This is a genomic window from Sphingomonas sp. (genome assembly GCF_041661885.1).
GTDB lineage: Bacteria > Pseudomonadota > Alphaproteobacteria > Sphingomonadales > Sphingomonadaceae > Sphingomonas.
This window is the reverse complement of record NZ_JBAZTL010000002.1, coordinates 352,420-375,231: the sequence shown is the minus strand read 5'-3', so window position 1 is coordinate 375,231 and position 22,812 is coordinate 352,420. Positions and strand designations below refer to the sequence as shown.

Below are 22,812 nucleotides of genomic sequence, written 5' to 3'. Positions count from 1 at the left end.
GGGGTAGGGGGTAAGGGTTGAGAAATCAGCCGATCTGGCGGACGGCGGTGACGGGGATTTGCCCGACGCCGGGCACGGTGAGGACGGGAACGCCCGAGCTGGGCAGCGCGACCGAGGCGACCGGCGCCCAGACGAGGTTGCGGCTGGAAACGGTGGTTCCGCTTTTCGCGGCGGCAACCGAAACGGTGAACGGTCCGTTACCGGCGTCCGCTCCGCTCGCGGTCTTGCCGTCCCACTCATAGGAAACGGTGCCGGCCTTTTGTGCGCCAAGCGACAGCGTTTGCAACGCCTGGCCATTCGCGTCGCGGATCGAAACGGTAACGTCGGTCGCGTCGTCATCGAGTTCGGCGGCACCCGCCAGGCCGCCCGCTGCGCGGCCATAAGCGGTCGACCCTTCGGTCAGCACGGTGCGGCCGACATAGGACAGCGCATCGCTGGCCGAGCTCGCGCCAAGCTTGGTCTGGATCGCCTTCAATGTACTATTGATGTCGCTAATGCCCGACGTGCTGGTGATCTGCGCGAGCTGCGCGACCAATTGGTTGTTGTCGACCGGGGCGAACGGGTCCTGATTTTGTAACTGGGCCGTAAACAGCTTCAGAAAATCGGACGTGCCGATGGACGGGCTGCTGCTACTGGCTGCCGTCGCTGCGGTATTGGTAGAGCGGTTGATGCCCAAACTGGTGAGCGTCGAATCGAAGGTTGAGGCCATAGTCTTAACGTCCCAGCTTGAGGGTATCGAGGATCAGCGATTTCGCGGTCTGCAGGACCTCGACATTGTTTTGGTAACTGCGCGAGGTCTCCAGCATGTCGACCAGCTCGCGCGTTTCATCGACCGAGGATTCCCACACATTGCCATCCTTGTCGGCGAGCGGGTGTGAGGGATCGTAATGTTTGGACGGCGCTTCGCCCGCCTGGACGATGTTCTCGACGTTGACGGTGGCAAGGCCGGAAGCCTTGTCGAACTGCGTACGAAACACCGGTTTGATCGTGCGATAAGCGGTGTCGGCGCTCGCCGCGACGGCCCCGGCATTGGCGAGGTTCGACGCGGTCGTGTTCAGTCGGACAAGCTGCGCCGACATGGCGCGCCCCGCGACCTGGAAGATGGTGAGCGGCTGATCGGCCATGCTTATTCGCCCCGCAACGCGCGGGTGAGTTGCCCGATGCGCCCGTTGAGGAAGGACAGCGTCGTCTGATAGGCGACAGCGTTTTCGGCAAAGGCGGTCTGTTCGGTCGACAGTTCGACGGTATTGCCGTCGAGCGACGGCTGCGATGGCACGCGATATTGCAGCGCGCTTTTGATGCTGACGTCGCCGCCGATCTTGGCGGCATTTTCCACCGCAGAAAGCGCGGTGTGGAAATCGATATCCTGCGCCTTGTAACCCGGGGTCGAGGCGTTGGCGATGTTCGAGGCAAGCACACCCAGGCGCTGCGAGCGCACTTCGAGTGCGGCGCCATGAACTCCAAAAAGGCCTTCGCTGGGCATTGCCCGTCTCCTGCGCCGGATTGCGCCACGGGTTACCAGCAAAGGGCGTGCCAAATGGGCAAGGGCGGTGAAAACGGGCGTGCGGCAGACCGAACCGGCAAGGATTTGCCGCAGGCGGCAACGGGATTGCCGCCTGCGCGCGGCGTGACTGGCGGTGCCCCCGGCGGCGTTTTTATTCGCGGAGGCTGGGCCCGTTTGGCCCGCGCCTTGCAGTGGCGAATGCGATGTTGTCGCTATTATCGCCTTTTCTGGATCCCGTCGCATTCGCCATCGTTGGCGGGGGCACGCTTGGCGCAATGATCTTGCGCACGCCCGCGCGCGACCTCGTTCGGGGCGTTGCTGCGCTCGGCGCGCTTGGGCGGCGGAGTTTTACCGCTGATCCCTTGCTGGATCAGATTGCCGCTTTCGGACGGATCGCGCGGCGGCATGGCGTTATGGCGCTCGACCGTTCGGTGATCGCTGATGGCGATGTTGCAGCGGCGGTTGCCGCGATCGTCGATGGCGCAAGCCCGGAGGATGTTGCCGAACTGCTCCGCCAGCGTCGGCGCGCGCGCGGCGAGCGTGCCGTGGCCGCCGCCGAATTGTGGGCCGGGGCGGCGGACACCGCACCAGCGATGGGGATGATCGGCACGCTGATCGGTTTGGTTGGCATGTTTGTGCGAATGCGCGATCCCAGTGCCATCGGTGCCGCGATGGCGGTTGCCCTGCTCGCCACGCTTTATGGCGCGGTGCTGGCCAATCTGGTCTTCGCCCCGCTTGCCGCCCGCTTGCGTCGCCGCGCGCGTGATGAAGCGGTCGAGCGCTTGCGGCTCGATGCGCCGTTGATCGCGCTGGCGGCGCGTGAAGCACCGCGCGTGGTGATGGCGGAGGTGGCATGATGTCGCGCACCTTTGACGATGATCTGCCCGACCTGGCCCCCACGCGACCGATCTGGCTGATGACGCTCGCTGATTTGGCGCTGCTGTTGATTGGATTTTTCGTGTTGTTGCAGGCGAGTCAGCAGCTTGACCGTGCCGCATTGGCGCGTGGATTGCGTGCGGGCTTTGGCGTTCGCGATACGCTCGCCCCTTCGGCGATCCCGACCCCCGAGCCAATGGCAGTGTCGGCGGGCGCGATGCGCGGCTTTGCGCCGGGCTCGGCTGCGCTGCCCACGACCCCCGATGGGTTGATCGCCTGGGCGCGCGATGCGGCTCGCGACACGCGTGTAACCTTGCGGGTTGCCGGTGCGGTCGACGGTTCCCCTGCCGATGTCGATCCGCTCACGGGCAGCGGGGCGGTGCTCGCCGCCGATCGTGCCCGCGCGGTGGCGAGCGCGTTGCTGCTGGGACATGCCGTGCCCGCCAACCGTATCACCATCGCCGCCGCCCGACCGGGGCAGCGCGGCGTTACCGTTTCCACCGGCTTTGCGGGAGGGCGGCAATGACATGCCGTCCGGCAACCGCATTTTGCCGCCCCTGCAGAGGATAATGCAATGGTGCGTCTTCTCCCCCTTGGCCTGATGGCTGCGGTCAGCCCCGCTGTCGCAGCGCCCGTCTTTCAGGATATCGCGACCCTCGATCGTGCGGTCGCGGCCTTTACCGGCAAGGCGATCGGCGATGAGGGTGGCGCGCGGACTCCGGTGGACAGTCGGCTGAAGCTGGCGGCGTGTCCGACGGTGTCGATGGCGTGGCGCTCCGACGCGCATGATGCGGTCGTGGTCACCTGCACCGCGCCGCAATGGCGGCTGTTCGTGCCGATGCGGATCCCGGCTGTCACGCCCAAGGGGCCGGCTCCGCTCGTCATCACGCCGTCCGAAGTGGTGCCGCTGCGCCCGGTGTACGTTATCAAGCGTGGCGACCCGGTTACGATCAGCGCGGGCTCGTCGGGCTTTTCGATCACGCGCGAGGGGATTGCCGCGGGCGATGCCGTGGCGGGCGGTCGCTTTCTGGTAAAGGTCGACAATACGCGCGCGCCCGTGCAGGCGGTCGCGATCGCCGGTGGCCGCGCAACGCTGCCGGGCTGGACCGAATAAAGCCCCGCGCTGGGACTTTTTGCGACTTTGGCGGAATAATTTCTTAAGGTCCGCGCGTCGCGGTCGTTTCTACTTTTGTCAGCGTAACCCCAAAGGTGCAGGCAATGGTGGACTCGATCGGAGCAAAGGCTGTTACGACGCAAGACCGCCCGGTCGTGCCTGTGAGGCCGACTGCCCAGCCCGCAAACGCAGCGGCTCGCCAGAGTGAAACGGTCCAAAAGCAGCTTGAGCTCTCCGCGCTCGCTTTCGATTTTGGCAAGCAACCGCCGGTCGACACCAAGCGGGTTGAACAGGTGCGTCAGGCCATTAGCGAGGGCACATACACGCTTCGTCCCGAAACCATTGCCGATCGGTTGCTCGCGTTGAAACAGTCTGGGAACCCGAAGAAATGACGCCCCCTGGTTCTTCGCGGCGCGACGCGCTGATCCGCGTGATCGAATCGCTCCACGGCGAGATTGCGGCGCTGAAGGCTAATGATGTGCTGGCGCTCGAAGCGGCGACGCAAGAGAAGCTGGTCGCAATCGAGGCGGTTGCGGCATTCGGTACTGGTCCGGCGGGGCCGGAATTGCGCGGCCTTGCCGAAGAAGCGCATCGCCTGAACGAAACCTGCCGCATCTACGTTAACCTGATGGCGGCAAATGTTCGCCGCCGCCTGCAAAACTTGACCGGATTTGCCGGAGTCGCGGTCGGCTCCGCGCCGGGGACGGTGTACCGGCCAGGGATGGGCATCGCGGCCTACGCCTGACCGGAACATAGCTTACGTCTCATTAAGGATAACTGGCACGGCTCTTGCTGATGTTCGGCTGACTATTCGCTCGAATAGCCGCGACGCAGCCGGGGACCGATGCCTTTCAACCCACTTTCCATTCTGAACGGTGCAGCGAGCGAGGTGAAAAGCCTCGGCGGCGGAGCGATCCGTACCGCAATCGCCAATGCCAGCCAGCGGACCGGGATCGATTTCAACTATCTGCTGGGCCAGGCCAAGCTGGAGAGCGGTCTGCGCGCCGATGCCAAAGCGGGCACGTCGAGCGCGACCGGCCTCTATCAATTCGTCGACCAGAGCTGGCTGCGCGTGGTTAAGGCGCATGGTGCGGAACACGGGCTTGGCTGGGCGGCTGATGCGATCACCGTTTCGTCCACCGGTCGCGCGACCGTGGCCGATCCTGCGACACGCCATGCGATCCTCGCGCTGCGCAACGATCCGGCGACCGCCTCGATGATGGCTGCCGAACATGCCAGCGACAATAAGGACGCGCTGGAAAGCGCGACCGGGCGGACGGCGACCGGCACTGATCTGTATATGGCGCATTTCCTGGGGCTTGGCGGCGCACGCTCGTTCCTCACCGCGTTGCAGACATCGCCGGACAGGGCCGGAGCGGCGATGTTTCCCGCCGCCGCTCATGCCAATCGCAGCGTATTTTTCGATGCCAGTGGCGGTGCGCGGTCGCTGGCCGAGATTTACAGCCGCTTCTCGGCCAAGCTCGACGAGAGCGCAGCCGGGGCGAGCGCGCCGGTGGCGGCGGCATCAGGGCTGGCGGCGACGCGGCTGGGCAGTTGGGGGGCCGATGTCATCCCCGGCAATGACGAAACCTCGACCGCCGATGCCGCCGTCTGGGCGCAATCGACGCTCGACCGGCTGAGCGGCACCGCCGCCGGCAATGGCGCGCGCGTCGAAAGTGCCAATCTGCTGCGTCCGACGCCCGCCAATGCCCGGCTGGCTTATCTAATGCTCGCGCAACTGGGAGCGTAAACAGTGGCGATTGCGTTGAAGTCCGGTGGTTTGAAATCTGGCGGCGTGTTGCCGCTGCTGCGTTCCGCCGCCTTGCCGGTGGCGATCCTGTTGCTCGTCGTGCTGATGGTGGTGCCGATTCCGTCGGCGTTGCTCGACGTGTTCTTCATTATGAACATCACGATCAGCCTTGCCGTGCTGATGGTGTCGCTCAATGCGCAAAAGCCGCTCGATTTCTCGGCCTTCCCGACGGTGTTGCTGTTCGCGACCCTGTTCCGCCTTAGCCTCAACGTCGCCTCGACGCGTGTGGTGCTGGTGCACGGCCATGAGGGCGAAAGCGCCGCAGGGCATGTGATCGAGGCGTTCGGCACCTTCCTGATCGGTGGCGATTATGTCGTCGGCCTGTTTGTCTTCGCGATCCTGGTCATCATCAACATGATTGTGGTGACCAAGGGCGCGGGCCGCGTGTCCGAAGTGTCGGCGCGCTTCACGCTCGATGCCCTGCCGGGCAAGCAGATCGGGATTGATTCCGATCTCAACGCCGGCCTCATCACCCCCGAAGAAGCCAAAGCCCGGCGCATCGAAGTGGCGACCGAGGCCGATTTTTACGGCTCGATGGATGGTTCGTCGAAGTTCGTAAAGGGCGACGCGGTGGCGGGCCTGCTGATCCTTGCCGCCAACATCATTGGTGGTTTGATCCTGGGGCCGGTCAGCCACGGCATGACGATTTCGGCGGCGGCGCATAATTATGTGCTGCTGGCGATTGGCGACGCGCTGGTCGCGCAAATCCCCTCGCTGATGCTGTCGATCGCCGCCGCCGCGATCGTGACGCGCGTCACCTCGAGCCTGGATCTGGCGGGCCAGATCGGCAGCCAGTTCGGTTCGGCGCGGACGTGGACGCCCGTGGCGATCATCCTCGCGCTGCTCGGGCTGATGCCGGGGATGCCGCATCTGGTGATCCTGCCCGCCGCCGCGCTTGCCGGTTTTGCCGCGTGGAGGATGCGTCAGTCCGCCAATCGCCCTCCGCCCGTTATTACCGCCCCAACCGAGCCGGTCGACCATTCCAAGATCGGCTGGGACGAAGTCGCCGACACGATACAGGTCAATCTCGATGTCGGTTATGGCCTGGTGCCGCTGGTCGATGAACGCCGTGGTGCGCCGCTGATGGGGCGGATCACCGGGGTGCGGCGGCAATTGTCCAAGGAAATGGGCTTCGTCATCCCACAGGTGCGCGTGCGCGACGACATCAACTTGCCGCCCTATGTCTATCGTATCGTCGTCGGGGGCGTGGTGGTCGGCGAGGACAGCGTCTCGCCCGAGGAAATGCTCGCACTCGATACGGGTCAGGCGGTCGGCGGGCTGATGGGCAAGCGCGCCAAGGACCCGACCTTCGGGCTCGACGCGGTGTGGATTGCGGCGGGCGATGCCGATGCCGCGACGGGGGCGGGGTATCTCGTGGTCGATCCGGGCACCGTCGTCGCGACGCATCTCAACCATCAATTGGGCCTCCATGCCGCTGAACTGCTCGGTCCCGATGAAGTGCAAGCGTTGCTCGATGGCCTGAAGGAGCGCGCCGCCAACCTCGTCGCGTCGTTGTCGCCAAACCCGCTGCCGCTGACCACGCTGACACAAGTGCTGCGCGGGCTGCTGGCCGAGAATATCCCGCTCAAGGAATTCCGTCGCATCGCCGCCGCGATCGCGGTCGCCGCGCAAAAGACGCTCGATGCCGACGAAATCGTCGAGGCGATCCGTCCCGATCTTGGCGGGCTGATTATCGGCAAGATCTGCGGCGTGCGCGAACCGTTGCGCGTGATGACGCTTGAGGGTGGGCTCGAAGGCCTGCTCGGCCAGGCGATCCGCAGCGATCCGTCGCGCCGCCACACGATCGAGCCCGATCTCGGCCGCCGCATCGTCGATGCGTTGCAACGCGCGGCGCAACCCTTTGTCGATGAGGCCAAGCCGTTCGCGCTCGTCGTCCAGCCCGCGATCCGCGTGGCGATCCGCAAACTCGTCAAAACCTGCCTGCCCGACATTCCGGTGATGAGCTTCTTCGAAGTCCCCGAGGACAAATCGGTCGAAGTCGTCGCCGTGATCGGTGCCCCTGGAGCCCTGCCCGCATGACCGCGCAGCCCGATTTCGCGACCTTCACCGAGGCGATGCCGCTGGTCTATCGCCGGTCCGGCACGCCTGACCTGTCGCTGCTGGCGAAGAAGCACTTGCCATTGGTGCGGCGGATCGCGTGGCACGTGCATGGCAGCATGTCATCCGCGATTGAAGTCGAGGATCTCGTGCAGATCGGGCTCGTCGCGTTGGTTGAGGCATCCACCGCTTTTGAGGAACGCGGGCAAGTGACCTTTGAGCAATATCTGGTCACGCGTGTGCGCGGTTCGATGATCGATGCGCTGCGCCGCAGCGCCACGATCACGCGCGGCGCGATGCAGCGCAAGCGCCTCTATGCCGAAACCGTCGCCGCGCTGACCACCGAACTGGGTCACGCGCCCGAGGAGGCGCAGGTTGCCGCCCGGCTGGGCGTGCCGCTGGAAAAGCTGCGGCTGGACTATGCCAATGCGCAGCCGGTGCGCTTCGAGCCGATCGACGATGTCTATTCGGACGAGGGGCCGTGGTTCGCGAGCGACGAGCCTGACGCTTTTGCGCAACTGTCCGAGGGTGAGGAACGCGACACGCTGATTGCGGCAATCGCTAGTCTGCCCGAGCGCGAGATGCTGGTGGTGCAGCTTTATTATGTCGAGGAAATGAACCTCGAGGAGATCGGGCAGGTGATCGGCGTGGGGGCCGCACGCGTGTGCCAAATCAAGGCCTCGGCACACGCCAAGCTGAAAAAGGCGATGCTGCGGCGCTGAGCGCGACCCTGTTCTTTTTCACGCGAAGGCGCGAAGAGAAGAAGGTTCTTTCGCGCAGAGGCGCGGAGGACGCAGAGGAAAAGGAGGGGGCGTGGAGCAGCCCTGTGCGTCCAAATTCGCTCGGTATCGGTCTCCCGATTGATACCGGGCGCATATCCTCCGCGTCCTCCGCGCCTCTGTGCGAACCAATTCTTATCTCTTCGTCGCGACTTCGCGTCTTCGCGTGAGAACAGCCCGTCCCCGCGATCCCCTCACCCCAGCAGCAACCCCGCCAGCGCCGCCGACATCAAATTCGCCAGACTGCCCGCCGCCAGCGCGCGCAGGCCGAGCTTGGCGATCATCGGGCGTTGATTGGGGGCAAGGCTCCCGGTCGAGGCCATCTGGATCGCGATCGACGAGAAATTGGCGAAGCCGCACAAGGCAAAGGTCACCACGGCGGTGGTGTGCGGCGACAGATCCTCCATCTTGCCGAGATCGATAAAGGCGACGAATTCGTTGAGCACGATCTTCTGCCCGAACAATTGCCCGGCGATGCGCGCCTCGTTCCACGGAATGTCGAGCAAATACATCACCGGCGCGAAGATATAACCGAGAAGGCCCTGAAAGCTGAGGTCGGGATAGCCGAACCACCCGCCAAGCCCGCCGAGCAAGCCGTTGGCGAGCGCGACCAGGCCGACGAACGCCAGCACCATCGCACCGACCGCGACCGCGATGCGCACGCCCGTCTGCGCGCCATTCGCCGCCGCCATGATGATGTTGGCGGCGCGCTCTTCCTCCAGTGCCTGTTCGGCGACGTGGAGCACGGCTTCTTCGGGATCGTCGCCCAATGGCAATTCACCGACGGGCGTGAGCGAAACGTCGGGCATGATGATCTTGGCCATCAACAGCCCGCCCGGTGCCGACATGAACGAGGCGGCGAGCAGATAGGGCAGCGCGCCCTGACCAAGAAAGGTTGCATAAGCGAGCAGGATCGTGCCCGCCACGCCCGACATGCCGACCGTCATCACCGCGAACAATTGCGGCGGGGTCAGGCTGGCGAGATAGGGGCGGATCACCAGCGGCGATTCGCTTTGCCCGACAAAAATGTTGGCGGCGGCACACAGCGCTTCCACCTTCGACACGCCGATCACTTTCTCGATCGCACCGCCGACCCAGCGGATGACGAACTGCATGATGCCGAGGTGATAAAGGATCGAGACGAGCGCTGCGAAGAAGATGATGACCGGGAGCGCCGAGAAGACGAACGCACTGCCGAAGGTAGGATCGCTGGCAAGGCCGCCGAAAATCGTCATCGTGCCCGCCTTGGCATAGCCGAGCAGCGCCCATACCCCGCGCGACATGCCCTCGATCGCGCGGCGGCCGATGTCGCTGCGCAGCACGATGAACGCGATCGCCACTTGCAGCGCGAACGCCGCCCCCACGACCCGCAGCCGGATCGCGCGCTTGTTGTTCGACAGCAGGAAGGCGAGCCCGAGAATGACGAGAATGCCTATGATGCCGATCGGAAATGTACCCACGTGTTCCCCGCAATAACGCCTGCACCGCCGAAATCGGCGCGCACGGCGGCCCACCATACACGCACGAGACGCAAGCGATAGGGGGGGCAACCGGAATGGTGCCCTCCGCCTTTGACGTAGCCGCGAAACCGGCTAGCGTGGCCAGGATGACCAGTCCCGCTCCCGCGATCCCGCGTTCGCTCTTCGCCTTTTCGATCTTTTATGGCGGCATGGTCTGCATTGCCGGGGTGCTCGGCAACAAGCAGGTGTCGCTTGGGCCGATTTCGGGGCTCGGTACTTTGGTTGGGATCGGGCCGCTGGCGGTGGAGGCGGGGATCTTCGCCTTCCTGTTGCTGGTGGTGGTGTCGAGCGCGGTTGCCGAACTACATGGCCGCGCGGTTGCCAACCGGCTGGTGCAGATCGGCTTTGCACCGCTGATCGCCTCGATCCTGCTGTCGATCGTGGTGCTCGCCGCCCCCGCCGCGCCGGCGATGGACCCTGCACGGCGCGATGCCTTCGCGCTGATGATGGGCGCGACGCCGCGCATCTGGTTCGGTGGCATCATCGCTTATGGCGTATCGCAGACGCTGAACGTGACCATCTTCAGTTGGTTGAAGCGGGCGGAAGGGGGCGGTCTGTTGTGGCTGCGCGCGGGGATTGCCAGCGTGCTGAGCCAGATCGTCGATACGCTGTTGTTCGTCAGCATCGCCTTTTGGGGCGTGTTCCCGATTGGATCGCTGCTCGCCGGGCAAATGCTGGCCAAGGTCACGCTGTCGGCGATTCTGGTGCCGCCGCTCATCTATCTGGCGGTCGGTATCGGGCGGCGGCTGGATCGCTGAACCTTTCCGTCGATTGACGCGAGCGGTGCTCCGCCTGTTGCACCGCTCGCATCGGGAGGGCATGGAGCGCCACGCGCCCAGAGCGGCCCTCCCCCCGACCCCTTCCGCCTGGCGGTAGGGGAGAAGAAGGTTTGGCATGACCGATCATTCCCCCGCCCCCGCATTGCTCGCCAAGGCCGAGACACTGGTCGAGGCGCTGCCCTATATGCAGCGCTACGCCGGCAAGACCTTTGTCGTGAAATATGGCGGCCATGCGATGGGCGACCCCGAACTCGCGCGCGATTTCGCCGAGGACGTGGTGTTGATGAAGGCGGTCGGCATCAACCCCGTGGTGGTGCATGGCGGCGGCCCGCAAATCGGCGCGATGCTCAAGCGGCTGGGGGTCGAATCACGCTTCGTCGATGGCCTCCGCGTCACCGATGCCGAAACCGCGCAGATTGCCGAAATGGTGCTGGCGGGATCGATCAACAAGGAAATCGTCGGCTGGATCGGACAGGCGGGCGGGCGCGCAGTCGGCATTTCGGGCAAGGATGCGGGTTTCGTCACCGCTGCCAAGGTCGGGCGTGACACGCCCGACACCTTGCAGGGGATCGAACGCCATGTCGATCTGGGCTTCGTCGGCGAGCCGGTCGGGGTTGACCGGCGGATCATCGACACATTGTCGCAAGCCGGGATCATCCCGGTGGTCGCGCCGATTGCGATCGGTGCCGACGGGCATACCTATAATATCAACGCCGATACGATGGCGGGCGCGATCGCGGCGGCGCTGGGGGCGGAACGCCTGTTCATGCTGACCGACGTGGTCGGCGTGCTCGACAAGAGTGGCGCGCTGGTGACCGATCTCGATCCGGCGGGCGTCGCGGCGCTCCGCGCCGATGGCACGATCAAGGGGGGCATGATCCCCAAGCTCGAAACCTGCGTCCATGCGGTCGAGGGCGGGGTGGACGCCGCCGTCATCCTCGACGGGCGCGTGCCGCACGCAATGCTGCTGGAAATCTTCACCCGGCGCGGGGCGGGCACGTTGGTTCGGCGTTAAGGCGGGGGTTGCTAGGGGTGGTCGCATCGGCGCGATCGCGCTACGATGTCATCATCAACGCCGGAGACGCTTCTTGCATACGATCATCCAATTATTACAGGTCCTGATCGACGCGGTAACGCTGATCGTGCTGGTGCAGGTGATCCTGTCGCTGCTGGTCTCGTTCAACGTTATCAACACCTATAACGAGGTTATTCGCGCGATTTACACCGGGCTCAATCGCGGGACCGAACAGCTCTATCGCCCATTGCGCCGGATTTTGCCCGATTTCGGGGCGCTCGATCTGGCGCCGTTCGCGGTGCTGCTGATCCTGCGGTTGATCAGCATCGTGCTGGTCAATCTCGATTCACATCTGCTCAACGGCACCCCGCTCTGAACGACCCGCTCCAAACTGAAAGTCCCCAGGCATGACCGCCGCACTGATCGATGGAAAAGCCTTTGCGGCTGGCTTGCGTGCGGGCGTGGCTGAACGCGTCGCCGCCTTCGCCGCACAGGCCGGGCGCGCGCCGGGGCTGGCGGTGGTGCTGGTCGGCGAAGATCCTGCTTCGGCGGTGTACGTCCGCAACAAGGGCAAGGCGACGCGCGAGGCCGGGATGGTCAGCGTCGAGCATCGCTTGCCCGCCGATGTGCCGCAAGACACGCTGCTCGATCTGGTCGACACGCTCAACGCCGATCCCGCGATCGACGGCATCCTCGTGCAATTGCCGCTGCCGGGGCATATCGACGAGCGCACCGTGCTGACCCGGATCGACCCCGACAAGGATGTCGACGGCTTCCACCCGGTCAATGCCGGGCGGCTGGCGACGGGGCTGCCGGGGTTCGTGCCGTGCACGCCCTTTGGGTGCGTGATGCTGCTGAAGGACGTGCTGGGTGATCTCTCTGGGCTCGATGCGGTCGTCATCGGTCGCTCGAACATCGTCGGTAAGCCGATGGCGCAATTGCTGATCGCGGAAAGCTGCACCGTAACGATCGCGCATTCGCGCACGCGTGATCTGTCGAGCGTGGTGCGGCGCGCCGACATCGTCGTGGCGGCGGTCGGGCGACCGGAGATGGTGCGCGGTGAATGGCTGAAACCTGGCGCAACCGTGATCGACGTCGGCATCAACCGTACCGAAACGGGGCTGGTCGGCGATGTCGATTTCGCGGGCGCGATGAGCGTCGCGGGCGCGGTGACACCGGTGCCGGGCGGCGTCGGGCCGATGACGATCGCCTGCCTGCTGCGTAATACGCTCATCTCCGCCGAGCGGCGCGAAGGCGTGGTCGGCGAGGGCGAGTTGTGATCGCAGCCTTGCTGCTGGCGGCGGCCGCTTCCCCAACACCCGTTCGGGCTGAGCCTGTCGAAGCCCCTGCCGCCGCGCGCGCGGAGAGGAGCCCTTCGACAGGCTCAGGGCGAACGGAGCTTGAGTCCGCGCTTGACGCCGAACGCGTCTTTGCCGCCGATGCTCAGACGCTCGGGCAATGGGCCGCGTTCCGCAAATGATCGAACTCTACATCTCCTCGCTCATCACCTTTTTCGTGGTGATCGATCCGCCGGGGTGCGCGCCGATTTATGCCGGGCTGACGGCGGGCGCGACGCCGGTCCATACGCGCGCGATGGCGCTGCGCGCGGTGCTGGTCGCGGCGGGCATCCTGCTGGTGTTCGCTTTGTTCGGCGAAGCCTTGCTGCATGGGCTGGGCATCAGCCTGGCGAGCTTTCGCATCGCTGGCGGGATTATGCTGTTCCTGATCGCGCTCGAAATGGTGTTCGAAAAGCGCACCGAGCGCCGCGAGGACCGCGCCGCCAAGATCGCCGCCGAACCGCATGAGGATGTGTCGATCTTCCCGATGGCGATGCCGATGATCGCGGGGCCGGGGTCGATTGCCTCGGTGATGTTGCTGATGGGCCGCAATGAGGGGATCGAACGCTCGCTCGTCGTGTTGGCTGCGCTGGCGACGATCCTGCTGCTGACGCTGGTGGCGCTGCTCGCCGCGGGGCCGATCATGCGCGTGCTGGGGGCCAAGATCGAAGCGGTGATTACGCGGCTGCTCGGCGTGTTGCTGGCCGCGCTCGCGGTGCAGTTCGTGATCGACGGGGTAAAGATCAGCCTGCTTTAGGCTGAGTGCAGGTGAACCCTTTTTCCTCCGCGTCCTCCGCGCCTCTGCGCGAACAAGAGGATTGGGTTCGCGCAGAGGCGCGGAGAACGCAGAGAGGAAGAAGGATTATTTGATGCGCCACAGCCGCAGCGGTGACTTCTTCGGCAGCGGTAACGGTTCGAGCCAGTCGAAGGTCTTGCGGTGCGCGAGCTGGTCGTAGAATCCGCCGGGCGCGCGCACGCGGTAGATGGTCGATTCGGACATGTTGGGGCAGACCAGCAGCATGCTCGCGCCGTGGCGCTTGGCGATTGCGCGGAAATTCTCCGGTGTGCCGGAAAAAGCGTGCTGTACGTCCAGGATCGCATCGCCATTGCGGTGATAGGGCCCCGCCACCGCATTGTGATGCGTGATGGTGATGATGCGCGGCCCCAGATCGATGAAGCTGAAGATGGTTTGCGCCGGATAGCGGTTGAGCGGGGTGAGCGCGGTCATCGTCGGGCAGAATCCGCTGGCGCGATCGATGATCTGGACACGTTTGGTTGGCCGGTCGATCGGCAGGAAACGGATGGCGAGCCCGGCGAACAGCCCCGAGCCGACCAGCAGGATCGCCGCCACCGTCCCTAATACCCGCACCAGTGCCGAGCGGCTGGCCTGGATCCGCGGGATTAACAGCCATGCCAGCGCGACCGCGCCCGGCACCGCCAGCATCTGTGCGGCGGGTCCCGCGCGGGCTTGCCACAGCAGCAGCAAGGCGGCGCCTGTAACGAAGAGCAAGACCGTCGCCCAAGCCGCGCCCAGCGCGGTGCCGCGCGCGCGCCATGTCGCGATGATCGCGCCGATCACGCCGACCACGGGCATGGCGGCAACCGGGAAGGCGACGCGGAACGGGTGGACATAGATCGGGCGCGCCTCGCGGATCATGTTAAGCCAGTTTTTCTGCAATTCGGGCGAGGCTTGTTCGGGGCGGCCGAGGCATTGCGGGAAGACCAAGGCAAAGCCGATCACGATCACTGCGCCCGCCGCAACCGCGAGCGCAAGCCGCACCCAGCGATTGGCCGGATTGACCCAGGCGAGCGCGAACAGCAGCGCCCCCGCCATCACCATCACGCTTAGCCACACCGGCGTCAGCGCGTCGCAGCGCGGTGCGGCGTTTGCGTAAGAGGCGAACAGCGCATAGCCGATGCCGCTGCCCGCCCCCAGGCACAGCGCATAAATCGACAGGCGTTGCGCTTCGGCACGGTCCCAAATCCAGCGCAGTGCCAGGATTGCGCCGGCAATCGCGGCATAAGGCAGCATTTCCAGACCGATCGTGAGCGACACTGCGCTTGCCAAGCCGACGATCGCGCCGCCGCGCACGCCCCTGGGGTCCGACAGGCCCGCCACCGTCAGGCTCAGCATGGCGAGTTGCCAGCCGTGATGATCGATGCGTTCGGGCATATACATCAACAGCGTCGCCGAGCAGCAGAGCAGCAGAGCAATAGCGAGCGGCCAGGCATAGGGGCTGACCAGCCGCCTGACCGTCGCGCCGATGCCGAGCATGGCGATGCTGAGCGGCAACAGCGGGGCAATGCCGCACGCAAGCATCTCCGCCTCGCGCACGCCGACGAACGGGCGCAACAGCAGGATCAACCCGGCAATCGGCAAATCGACGATGCGGCTCCAGTGAATGTCATAGCCGCCCGGCGGGTTCAGGCGATATTGGCGCAGGTCGTACCAGCCTTGCCCGCCCAGCCAGGCGCGCACCTGCATCAACCGCATATTATCGTCGGTGTCGCCCAATTGCAGATAATGGATGCTGGTCCAGCGATCCTGCAGGAAATAGATGGCGATGCAGAGCCACGCGATCAGGCTCAGGCGGATCCAATCCCGCTCCATCACGCGCGTCAGCGAACCAAGCTTCATCCAAACCGCTTTCCTAGACCGAGATCGCGCTCTACTGCGGCACGCGTAAAGGGCAAGCAAACGTGACGATACTCCTCCAACACGTCGATCGCTGGCGGTCGAGCGGCCTGCTTGGCCAAATGATCCGCTTCGGCATCGCCGGCGGGCTGTCGACGCTGGTCTATTCGGCGGTGTATCTGCCGCTGACGCTGTATGTGTTCGAGCGGCGCCACGCGGTTTATGCCGTGCCGTTCGCTTTTGCGGTGGCGGTTACGACGGGGTTTTTTCTCCATAGCCGCTGGAGCTTCAAGGGGCACGGCACGCGCGCCCCCGGTGCCGCGCAACAGGTTCAGTTCGTGATGGTGCAAGGGTCGGGCATGGCGTTGAACGCGGTCATTACCTGGATCGGCACCGCAAAACTGGGCTTTCCCGCCTGGGCCCCGCTGCTGCCCGCGATCGTGCTGGCAACGGGCATGACCTTCGTGCTCAACCGATACCTTGTGTTCAAATAAGAGGGATCACACCGACCTTGGATAGAATCGTTTACGACCGCATGGCGGCGCATGATTCGACGCATTGGTGGTATCGCGCCCGGCGCGATATCCTGGCCGACTATCTGGCGCGCGAAGGGCATTTGCCCGCCGATGCGCGCATTCTGGAGATTGGCTGCGGCACCGGGCACAATCTGCCGATGCTGGCGCAGTTTGGTGTGGTCGAGGCGATCGAGATTGACCCTGCCGCGCGCGCCATTGCCAGCGAACGACTAGGCAAGCCGGTGGGCGCGGCACCGCTGCCCGAACTGACGGGCGTCGAGCGTGGCGCTTATGATCTGATCGCGGTGCTCGATGTGGTCGAGCATATCGAGGATGATGTCGCGGCGTTGAAGGCGATGGGCGAATGCCTGAAGCCCGGCGGCAAGATCCTGATCGCGGTCCCGGCGCACCAATGGCTGTGGAGCGCGCACGATGTCGTCAACCACCATCACCGGCGCTATTCCAAGGCGACGCTGGCTGCGGCGATCGGCAAAGCGGGGCTCAAGCACAATGGTTTGCGCTGGTTCAATTCGCTGCTGTTTCCGCTGGCGGTGGCATCGCGCGTCGCCGGGCGCATCCGCGGCAAGGATGACAGCGACGATTCGCCGCCGCCGGGGCTGGTCAATGCGCTGTTCGAGGCGATTTTTCGATTCGAGCGGCATCTGGTCGGCAGGGTGCCGTTGTCGCCCGGCGTGTCGATCGTGACGCTGGCCTCGGTAAAATAGGCCGAATGCTATGCTTCCGTTCGTGCTGAGCTTGTCGAAGCACTGCTCTCCGCAAGGTCTGGTGCCTGCGTTGGGAGCTGCCCTTCGGTAAGCTCGGGCCGAACGGGTTGGGGCTGGGCTTCCGCGCGATAGCCGAGCGTCGCCCGCCCTTGAATCGGCCCCACCACATCGGCAACCAGATAGAGTGGTCGCCGCTTCGATTCGACATAAAGCCGCCCGAGATATTCGCCGATCATCCCAAGCACGAACATCTGGAACGCACCCAACAGCACGACGACGAGCATGGTCGAGGTCCAGCCGGCGACCGCGCTGCCGCTGAAGAAGCCGACCGCGATATAGAGGAACAGCAGCAACGAAGCGGCGGTCAGCGCGAGCCCGAGATGGCTGGCGAAGCGCAGCGGCGCGGTGGAAAAACCGGTGACCGCGTCGAGCGCGAGCCGGATCATCTTGCTGAGCGGATAATTGGTTTCCCCGGCATGGCGTTCGGCCCGGTCATAGGGGAAGGGGACTTGCTTGAAGCCGACCCAGGCGACCATGCCGCGAATGAAGCGCGCCTGTTCGGGCATCGACAAGAACGCGTCGAGCGCGCGCCTGCTCATCAAGCGGAAATCGCCGGTGTCGAGCGGAATCGCGGTGTCGGTGACGCGGTCGAGCAAGCGATAGAAAGCGGCGGCGGTGGCCCTTTTGAACAGCGTTTCACCCTCGCGCTTGCGGCGCACGGCATAGACGACATCGGCCCCTTGCGCCGCCATTGCCGCGCGCATGTCGCCCAGCAATTCGGGCGGGTCCTGCAAATCGGCGTCGATAATCAGAATTTGCGCGCCCGAACACAGATCGAGCCCGGCGGTTAGCGCAAGCTGGTGCCCGTGGTTGCGCGACAGGTTGATGACGACCAGCCGCGGATCATTGGCGGCTAGGCGCTGCATCTCGCCCCAGCTATCATCGCGCGAGCCGTCGTTGATGAACAGGATTTCGTAATCGTCCCCAACCGCCGCGCGCGCGGCGGCGGTGACGCGCGCGTAGAGCTGCCCGAGACAGGCGGCCTCATTGTAACATGGAATGACGACAGACAAAGCGGGACGGGTCATGACGCCGATGTAGCGCCGCTTTTCGCGCGCGTCACGTCCCGCATCCGTACCCGCTTACACCTGGGCGCGTGCGCGTTCCTCGACCAGGCGTTCGAGAATGACGAGCGGCACCGCGCCACTGCGCAACACCTCATGGAATTGCCGCACGTCGAAGCGTGCGCCAAGGATGGCCTTCGCCTTGGCGCGCGCGCGCAGCCAGCTCACATGGCCGAGCTTGTAGCTGCACGCCTGGCCCGGCATCGTGCAATAGCGATTGATTTCGCTGGTCGCGCGCGGTGGCGGGAAACCGGTGACCTCGACCATATAGGCGATCGCCTTTTCGCGGCTCCAGCGTTTGGCATGGATGCCGGTATCGACCACCAGCCGACAGGCGCGGAACAGCAGCGATTGGTAAAAGCCGATGCGGCCCAGCGGGTCCTGATCGTACACGCCGCTTTCCTCGGCCAATTGCTCGGCATAGAGCGCCCAGCCTTCGGTATAGGCGTTGAAGAAACTGGTCTTGCGGATCAACGGCCCCGGTGCCGCCTGCGCGATGCTGATCTGGAGGTGGTGGCCGGGCACACCTTCGTGATGCGTCAGCGTGGGCAGGCCGTATTTCGGCCAGTCGCCGATATGCTTGAGGTTGATCCAGTAAATCGCCGGACGCGAGCCATCGAGCGCGGCGCGGTAATAATAGCCGTTCGAGGCGCCGTCCTGAATTTCGACCGGCACGCTGCGGATTTCGAGCGGGGCATCGGGCGGGTTGATGAACAGCGCCGGCAGCCGGGCCTGCATCGTCCGTACCTGGCCGTTAAGGCTGGCGAGCAAGGCGGCGCGGCCTTCGGCAGTGTCGGGGAAGAGTTGCGCGGGCGTGGTGTTGAGCGTGTCCAGCCGCGCGCTGACGCTGCCCTGGGTCAGGCCCTGTGCCTTGAGCAGCGAATCGAGCGTGGCGGAAATTTCGGCAACCTGGTCCAACCCGATTTGATGGACCTGGTCGGGGGTGAAATCGGTCGTCGTCGCGCTGGCCAGAGCGGCGGCGTAGAGCGCATCGCCACCCGGCACCGCCCACAACCCGACATCGGCACGCGCGGTCTGGCGCAGCGTCGTGACGAGCGCAATTTGCCGGTCGAGCGCGGGATAGACCGAGTCGGTGACGATGCGCGCCGCGCGCGCGCCGTAATCCCCGGTCAGGCCCGCCGCAGTGGCGCGCCGGACCAGGGAGGTGACAAGCGAGCTGTCGGCGGGGGCGGGCTTGCGCAAGGCGGCCATTTGTCCGAGCGCCAGATCAAGCGCGAAGGCGGGGGCGACCAGGCCGCGCTTCGCTGCGTCCTGCTGTACCGCATTTTCGGCATCGAGCACGCGCGCGAAATCAGCCAGTCGTGCGAGATAGGCCTCGGCATCGTCGGCGGTCTTCACGACATGGGTGGAATTGAGAAAGTCGGGAATGCCGAAATAGGCACCCTGTTGCTGGGTGACCGGATAGGGCCGCTGCGGCGATCCGACGCCGAACTGGGCCGGGCCGACTTCGCGCTGGCGCAGCGAATAGAGCACGACTTCGCGGTCGAGCTTGCTCGCGGGCGACAAGGTTGCAGGGTCGATCGCGGTGAGAGCGGTAATCGCCTGCCGGGTGCGGGCAAGGCCGCGCGCGCGGTTGGCGAGCGAGGGGTCGTCAAGGCGGGATTTCAGCGCCGCATTGGCCCCCTTGTCGAGGCCAAGCTGGGTCGCGCTTTGCGGGCTGTCCTGGATGCCATCGTTGAAAATGCGATCGAACAGGGCCTGTAGCGCCGCGTCGCCGGCACCGGCGGTGGCCGCACGGGCGGCGGCGGGCAGCATCGCCAGCGCTCCAAGCGCGGTGCTCGATCCCAGGAAGTCGCGACGGTCCATGATGATCCCCTTTAGAGTTGGCTGCGTTACACCCGCACCACGCTGTTGACCGCGTCCGCCGCACGCAACGCGCCGATGACGTGCATCAGATGGTGCACATCATGCACCTCGACATCGATGGTATTGGTGTGGAAGCCGGTGTCGCGGTTGTCGAGCCGCAGGTTGACGATATTGGCCTTTTGCGCACCGATGATGGTGGCGATGGTGCCAAGCGCGCCGGGTTCGTTCTTGACCTCGACCGAGATGCGCCCGGTCGCACCCTCGGTCTTGTCGCCCCATGACAGATCGACCCAATCGGCATCGTCGGCGGCGCCCAGGACCGGGCAATCGATCGTATGCACCTCGATCCCGGCATCGGGGCGGCGCAGGCCCACGATGCGATCGCCGGGGACGGGATGACAACATTCGGCGAGATCGAAGGCGACTCCCGCCGTCAGCCCGCGAATCGAGATCGCGCTCGATTGCGGGGGCAGGTCGCGCAGCGCATCCGCCCCGGCCGAGCCCGGCATCAGCGCTTCCATCACCGCCGCATCGGGCAAGCGACGGCGCGCGATCGCTTCGAGCAAGGCGGCTTCGTCCGCGACTTTCAGCCGCTGCATCGCCATCGCCTGCGCATTGCCGGCGAGCGGGGCGGGCAGGCGCGAGACGAGTTCATCGTACATCTTGCGGCCGAGCGCTTGCGTCTCGACGCGTTCCTTGTGGCGCAAATGCCGCCGGATCGCGGCGCGGGCCTTGCCGGTTATGGCGAAGTTCAGCCAATTGGCCTGCGGTTCCTGCGCCTTGGAGCGCAAAATCTGCACCTGATCGCCATTTTCGATTCCCGTGCGCAGCGGCACGACACGACCGTTGATCTTGGCACCCACCGCCTGATCGCCAAGATCGGTGTGGACGGCATACGCAAAGTCGATCGGCGATGCGCCCTTGGGCAATTGGTGCAGCTCGCCCTTGGGGGTGAAGGCGAAGATGCGATCCTGGTACATCGCCATCTTGGTATGTTCGAGCAGTTCCTCGGGGCTTTCGGCATTGTCGAGGATTTCGACCAGATCGCGAATCCAGCTCACTTGCGTGTCGGGCCGCACGCGCCCGTTCATCGGGTCCTGCTTATACGCCCAATGTGCGGCGAGGCCGAGTTCGGCCTCTTCATGCATGTCGTGCGTGCGAATCTGAATTTCGACGCGGGTATTGTCGGCGTGGATCACGCTGGTGTGGAGCGAGCGATAGCCGTTGCGCTTCGGGGTCGAGATGTAGTCCTTGAAACGCCCCGGCACCATCGGCCAGCGGCGGTGGATTACGCCCAGCGCCGCGTAACACGCCTCCTCGCTCGGCACGATCGCGCGGAACGCCATGATGTCGCTCAATTGTTCGAAGCTGATATGGCGCTCGGCCATCTTCTTCCAGATCGAATAGGGATGCTTTTCGCGACCCGAAATTTCGGCCTCGATCCCGGCGCGCGACAGCAGCAGCTTTAGCCCCGATCCGATCTTGGCGATGCGGTCGCCGCCGCCTTCCTTCAACTGGGCGAGGCGTTTGGTGATCGATTCATACGCTTCGGGCTCGAGCTGCGCGAAGGCGAGCGTCTGCATCTCCTTCATGAATTCATACATGCCGATCCGCTCGGCGAGCGGGGCGTAGATATCCATCGTCTCGCGCGCGATGCGTTTGCGCTTGTCGGGATTTTTGATGAAATGCAGCGTGCGCATATTGTGCAGCCGGTCGGCGAGCTTGACCAGCAGCACGCGAATATCGTCGGACATTGCCAGCAGGAATTTGCGCAGGTTTTCGGCGGCGCGCTCGTTTTCGGTCTGCGCCTCGATCTTGGACAGCTTGGTCACGCCATCGACCAGCCGCGCGACCGAGGGGCCGAACAGGCGCGTAATCTCCTCGGGCGTGGCGACGGTATCCTCGATCGTGTCGTGCAGGATCGCGGTCGCAATCGTCTCGTCGTCGAGATGCAGGTCGGTCAGGATGCCGGCCACCTCGATCGGGTGGCTGAAATAGGGGTCGCCATTGGCGCGCTTCTGGCTGCCATGTGCCTGCATCGAGAACACATAGGCGCGGTTGAGCAGCGCCTCATTGGCAGTGGGATCGTAATCGAGGACCCGATCGACGAGTTCATATTGGCGTAGCATCTGCCCCCCAAGATGGCGTCGGAGGCTGTTGCTTTGCAACATGTTTAGCCCGCAGGCCCAAAAAAGCCCCTCCCGCGCGGGCGCGGAAGGGGCAATTCACCTCTCGGGGAGGATGCTTATTTGGCGCGGGCGTTGCACTTGGCGAGCGCATCGGCGTCAAAGGCCTGACCGGCCGCGGTGAAGGCCGAAAGCTTGCCAGCGCGCTGCGCCACCAATTCGCACACGATGCCGTCGCGCTGCGGGCCCTTGGCGGCGGTGAAGGCGGTGTTGTTCCACTTCCACAGCGTGCCGTTGGTGATGAGCACGGTCTTGGTCGGGGCGGTGACCGGGGTTGCGGCGTAATAGGGGCCGCCATCGGCAGCATTGGCCGCCATCGGCGCGAGCAAAGTGGCCGAGGCCAGAACGGCGGCAGCGGTGAGCGTACGAATCATGGCGACAGTCCTCATAAATCAGTTGCTAAGGGCCACCTAAATGCTGCACATGCGAGTTGCAAGTAGAAACGTATATTTCAGTCCCATGACTTTCAAAAATGGGATAAGGTTGGAGATTATGGACGAAAAGCTCCGCGAGCCCTTGCGGGAAATGGTGAAGTGCAGCCTGCCGGCGGCGCTGGAGGCGATGGGCGAGCGCTGGAGTTTTATGATTTTGCGCGCGGCGTTTAACGGCCTGCACCATTTCGAACAATTCCAGTCCGAACTGGGCATTGCCCGCAATATCCTGGCCAATCGGCTGGGGCGGCTGGTCGATCACGGCATTTTGACGCGCACGGCAATGCCGGAGGACCGGCGCAAAATCCAATATCAACTGACCGAGAAGGGCGTTGCGCTGTTGCCGACGATGCTGGCGCTGCGGCAGTGGGGCGAGCGGTGGGAAACGGGTTTCCGTGCCAGCCCGGTGCTGGTCGATAAACGCGACATGCGCCCGATCGCCCCGATTGAGGTGCGCGCCTGGGATGGCCGGGTGCTGACCAAGCCCGAACTGCTCTGGGCGTTGCCGGAGGATGTCGATTATGGCGAGCAGGTGCTGCGCGCCGCCGAATAAGGTGCGGGCAATGCGACCAAACGG

25 protein-coding genes are annotated in these 22,812 nt (G+C 64.8%); 16 read left to right on the top strand and 9 right to left on the bottom strand.

Translation table 11 applies throughout. The features are described from left to right. Positions 1–25 precede the first annotated feature (25 nt). From WC704_RS05825 to flgB, 3 genes are read right to left on the bottom strand one after another with little or no spacing between them, the layout of a single operon-like run. On the bottom strand, positions 26–709 hold the full coding sequence (locus WC704_RS05825; protein ID WP_372888964.1) for a flagellar hook assembly protein FlgD: 684 nt from the start codon (positions 707–709) through the stop codon (positions 26–28). Positions 710–713: 4 nt separating this feature from the next. Then, entirely contained in the window at positions 714–1,124 is a 411-nt protein-coding gene (gene flgC, locus WC704_RS05820) for a flagellar basal body rod protein FlgC (RefSeq protein WP_372888963.1), read from the bottom strand. A 2-nt stretch (positions 1,125–1,126) separates the two neighbouring features. Continuing rightward, positions 1,127–1,483 (bottom strand): flagellar basal body rod protein FlgB, encoded by a 357-nt coding sequence (gene flgB / locus WC704_RS05815; RefSeq protein WP_372888962.1) that lies wholly within the window; start codon positions 1,481–1,483, stop codon positions 1,127–1,129. Between the two features lie 224 nt (positions 1,484–1,707). Here flgB and WC704_RS05810 point away from each other — a divergent pair, with 224 nt between their 5' ends. The 8 genes from WC704_RS05810 to WC704_RS05775 all read left to right on the top strand — a co-directional run bounded on the left by WC704_RS05810 (position 1,708) and on the right by WC704_RS05775 (position 8,084). Next, on the top strand, positions 1,708–2,361 hold the full coding sequence (locus WC704_RS05810; RefSeq protein WP_372888961.1) for a MotA/TolQ/ExbB proton channel family protein: 654 nt from the start codon (positions 1,708–1,710) through the stop codon (positions 2,359–2,361). Further along, positions 2,358–2,906, top strand: coding sequence for a flagellar motor protein MotB (locus WC704_RS05805; protein WP_372888960.1), 549 nt, complete (start codon positions 2,358–2,360; stop codon positions 2,904–2,906). The genes WC704_RS05810 and WC704_RS05805 overlap by 4 nt, the downstream gene beginning before the upstream one ends. Before the next feature lie 48 nt (positions 2,907–2,954). Beyond that, the gene (locus WC704_RS05800) at positions 2,955–3,494 is read left to right on the top strand and encodes a flagella basal body P-ring formation protein FlgA (RefSeq protein ID WP_372888959.1); all 540 of its coding nucleotides are present in this window, start codon (positions 2,955–2,957) and stop codon (positions 3,492–3,494) included. Between the two features lie 104 nt (positions 3,495–3,598). Then, positions 3,599–3,886: a flagellar biosynthesis anti-sigma factor FlgM gene (gene flgM / locus WC704_RS05795; protein WP_372888958.1), complete on the top strand. Its 288-nt coding sequence runs from the start codon at positions 3,599–3,601 to the stop codon at positions 3,884–3,886. Next, positions 3,883–4,239, top strand: coding sequence for a flagellar protein FlgN (locus WC704_RS05790; protein ID WP_372888957.1), 357 nt, complete (start codon positions 3,883–3,885; stop codon positions 4,237–4,239). Before flgM ends, WC704_RS05790 begins: the two co-directional genes overlap by 4 nt. A 99-nt stretch (positions 4,240–4,338) precedes the next feature. Beyond that, the gene (locus WC704_RS05785) at positions 4,339–5,244 is read left to right on the top strand and encodes a lytic transglycosylase domain-containing protein (protein ID WP_372888956.1); all 906 of its coding nucleotides are present in this window, start codon (positions 4,339–4,341) and stop codon (positions 5,242–5,244) included. A 48-nt stretch (positions 5,245–5,292) separates the two neighbouring features. Continuing rightward, positions 5,293–7,344: a flagellar biosynthesis protein FlhA gene (gene flhA / locus WC704_RS05780; RefSeq protein WP_372889109.1), complete on the top strand. Its 2,052-nt coding sequence runs from the start codon at positions 5,293–5,295 to the stop codon at positions 7,342–7,344. After that, positions 7,341–8,084 (top strand): sigma-70 family RNA polymerase sigma factor, encoded by a 744-nt coding sequence (locus WC704_RS05775; RefSeq protein WP_372888955.1) that lies wholly within the window; start codon positions 7,341–7,343, stop codon positions 8,082–8,084. Before flhA ends, WC704_RS05775 begins: the two co-directional genes overlap by 4 nt. A gap of 251 nt (positions 8,085–8,335) precedes the next feature. Here WC704_RS05775 and WC704_RS05770 read toward each other — a convergent pair whose 3' ends face one another. After that, on the bottom strand, positions 8,336–9,601 hold the full coding sequence (locus WC704_RS05770) for a NupC/NupG family nucleoside CNT transporter (protein ID WP_372888954.1): 1,266 nt from the start codon (positions 9,599–9,601) through the stop codon (positions 8,336–8,338). Between the two features lie 146 nt (positions 9,602–9,747). On the opposite strand from WC704_RS05770, the gene WC704_RS05765 reads away from it, so the two are divergent. From WC704_RS05765 to WC704_RS05745, 5 genes are all read left to right on the top strand, one after another. Next, entirely contained in the window at positions 9,748–10,419 is a 672-nt protein-coding gene (locus tag WC704_RS05765) for a queuosine precursor transporter (protein WP_372888953.1), read from the top strand. A 136-nt stretch (positions 10,420–10,555) separates the two neighbouring features. Then, entirely contained in the window at positions 10,556–11,455 is a 900-nt protein-coding gene (argB, locus tag WC704_RS05760; RefSeq protein ID WP_372888952.1) for an acetylglutamate kinase, read from the top strand. A 73-nt stretch (positions 11,456–11,528) separates the two neighbouring features. Beyond that, positions 11,529–11,831: a YggT family protein gene (locus WC704_RS05755; protein WP_372888951.1), complete on the top strand. Its 303-nt coding sequence runs from the start codon at positions 11,529–11,531 to the stop codon at positions 11,829–11,831. Between the two features lie 31 nt (positions 11,832–11,862). Next, entirely contained in the window at positions 11,863–12,735 is an 873-nt protein-coding gene (gene folD / locus WC704_RS05750) for a bifunctional methylenetetrahydrofolate dehydrogenase/methenyltetrahydrofolate cyclohydrolase FolD (RefSeq protein WP_372888950.1), read from the top strand. A gap of 196 nt (positions 12,736–12,931) precedes the next feature. Continuing rightward, on the top strand, positions 12,932–13,549 hold the full coding sequence (locus WC704_RS05745) for a MarC family protein (protein WP_372889108.1): 618 nt from the start codon (positions 12,932–12,934) through the stop codon (positions 13,547–13,549). 105 nt (positions 13,550–13,654) lie between these two features. Here WC704_RS05745 and WC704_RS05740 read toward each other — a convergent pair whose 3' ends face one another. Further along, complete coding sequence (locus WC704_RS05740; RefSeq protein WP_372888949.1) at positions 13,655–15,430, bottom strand: AcrB/AcrD/AcrF family protein; 1,776 nt, start codon at positions 15,428–15,430, stop codon at positions 13,655–13,657. 62 nt (positions 15,431–15,492) lie between these two features. On the opposite strand from WC704_RS05740, the gene WC704_RS05735 reads away from it, so the two are divergent. Together WC704_RS05735 and WC704_RS05730 are read left to right on the top strand one after the other, a co-directional pair. Further along, positions 15,493–15,921 (top strand): GtrA family protein, encoded by a 429-nt coding sequence (locus tag WC704_RS05735; protein ID WP_372888948.1) that lies wholly within the window; start codon positions 15,493–15,495, stop codon positions 15,919–15,921. Positions 15,922–15,938: 17 nt separating this feature from the next. After that, positions 15,939–16,667, top strand: coding sequence for a class I SAM-dependent methyltransferase (locus WC704_RS05730; RefSeq protein ID WP_372888947.1), 729 nt, complete (start codon positions 15,939–15,941; stop codon positions 16,665–16,667). Between the two features lie 8 nt (positions 16,668–16,675). Here WC704_RS05730 and WC704_RS05725 read toward each other — a convergent pair whose 3' ends face one another. The 4 genes from WC704_RS05725 to WC704_RS05710 all read right to left on the bottom strand — a co-directional run bounded on the left by WC704_RS05725 (position 16,676) and on the right by WC704_RS05710 (position 22,178). Beyond that, complete coding sequence (locus WC704_RS05725; protein WP_372888946.1) at positions 16,676–17,755, bottom strand: glycosyltransferase family 2 protein; 1,080 nt, start codon at positions 17,753–17,755, stop codon at positions 16,676–16,678. A 54-nt stretch (positions 17,756–17,809) separates the two neighbouring features. Then, the gene (locus WC704_RS05720; RefSeq protein ID WP_372888945.1) at positions 17,810–19,618 is read right to left on the bottom strand and encodes a DUF885 family protein; all 1,809 of its coding nucleotides are present in this window, start codon (positions 19,616–19,618) and stop codon (positions 17,810–17,812) included. Positions 19,619–19,644: 26 nt separating this feature from the next. Further along, on the bottom strand, positions 19,645–21,747 hold the full coding sequence (locus tag WC704_RS05715; protein WP_372888944.1) for a bifunctional (p)ppGpp synthetase/guanosine-3',5'-bis(diphosphate) 3'-pyrophosphohydrolase: 2,103 nt from the start codon (positions 21,745–21,747) through the stop codon (positions 19,645–19,647). Positions 21,748–21,863: 116 nt separating this feature from the next. Further along, positions 21,864–22,178, bottom strand: a complete 315-nt coding sequence (locus WC704_RS05710) for a hypothetical protein (RefSeq protein ID WP_372888943.1) — start codon at positions 22,176–22,178, stop codon at positions 21,864–21,866. Between the two features lie 118 nt (positions 22,179–22,296). Here WC704_RS05710 and WC704_RS05705 point away from each other — a divergent pair, with 118 nt between their 5' ends. Next, positions 22,297–22,788, top strand: coding sequence for a winged helix-turn-helix transcriptional regulator (locus tag WC704_RS05705; protein ID WP_372888942.1), 492 nt, complete (start codon positions 22,297–22,299; stop codon positions 22,786–22,788). The last annotated feature ends 24 nt before the right edge of the window (positions 22,789–22,812 follow it).